The sequence below is a fragment of the Pseudolactococcus hodotermopsidis genome (assembly GCF_011170085.1).
Classification (GTDB): Bacteria; Bacillota; Bacilli; order Lactobacillales; family Streptococcaceae; genus Pseudolactococcus; species Pseudolactococcus hodotermopsidis.
In genome coordinates, this window is sequence record NZ_BLLI01000138.1 from 1 (window position 1) to 1,013 (window position 1,013).

Genomic DNA, 1,013 nt, shown 5'->3' on the forward strand with positions numbered 1-1,013 from the left:
AGATTCAAAGGTTGGACGTTTAACGCCAACTAGACGTTTAAAATGACTATCGCTGAGTTTCGTGAGGGATTCATAGTTCATGACTATAGTATAACAAATTTTTTTATTTTTGGGAGAAGTCTAATATTGACGGTTATAGACTTGCAACAACACCAATTGAGATTAACTTTGATATGTTTAATGTGAATGGCTGGCTGGCGAATAGTCCGATGATTGTACCAACTTCTAAAGATGAGACAATCGGTGCTTTCAATCGGGGAAATGGTCAGAAAGTTCCGATGTTTTTCAACCCCATTTCTAAAAAAAGGGACGAGGAACTTGAGACAAAAGTCACGCATGAGGCGAAAACGTTGACGGCGCTGGAAAATCATGTTGCTGAAGTTGCGGTAAGTTTTGATGAACCCTTGACTTATGCTGAAATTCAAGAAAAGATTCCGAAAGATTTGTTGATTAATTGGTACTGGATTGGCACGGATAGCGATCTTTTAGATGCGCTAGACTTGCTTGACCATACGATTGGTATCAATGCGGATGAAAATGGTAAGCTGACAGCTAGTTTGAAGGCAGAGGAGTGGGTGAGTTATGATTATTCGTCTTTTGTTTCGGCAGTTAAACAGGCTACTAAGACGCAGGGGGCAATTATTGGTAGCGTTGATATTTATAAAGATGCGCGTAAACAAGTTGAGAAATACCCAACTTTGAAAACAGCGAAATTTGCAGGTGTTATCGTTAGCGGTCGGACGGAAAATTTGGCGAAACTTGATGAAGAATCTTATGTTTATGCGACAAATGTGGGGCTTGAAACGGAGATTTTACCTTATCTGATGCCGACGAAATGACTTGAATTTTCTAATCTAAATAATTTGACCTTCATTGACCAAAGCGGTATAATAGACTTCTCCCAAAAATAAAAAAATTTGTTATACTATAGTCATGAACTATGAATCCCTCACGAAACTCAGCGATAGTCATTTTAAACGTCTAGTTGGCGTTAAACGTCCAACCTTTGAATC

1 protein-coding gene is annotated in these 1,013 nt (G+C 38.7%); it reads left to right on the top strand.

What is annotated here, in order from left to right; genetic code table 11:
• Positions 1 to 173: 173 nt before the first annotated feature.
• On the top strand, positions 174 to 839 hold the full coding sequence (locus Hs30E_RS11020) for an anti sigma factor C-terminal domain-containing protein (RefSeq protein ID WP_172209971.1): 666 nt from the start codon (positions 174 to 176) through the stop codon (positions 837 to 839).
• The last annotated feature ends 174 nt before the right edge of the window (positions 840 to 1,013 follow it).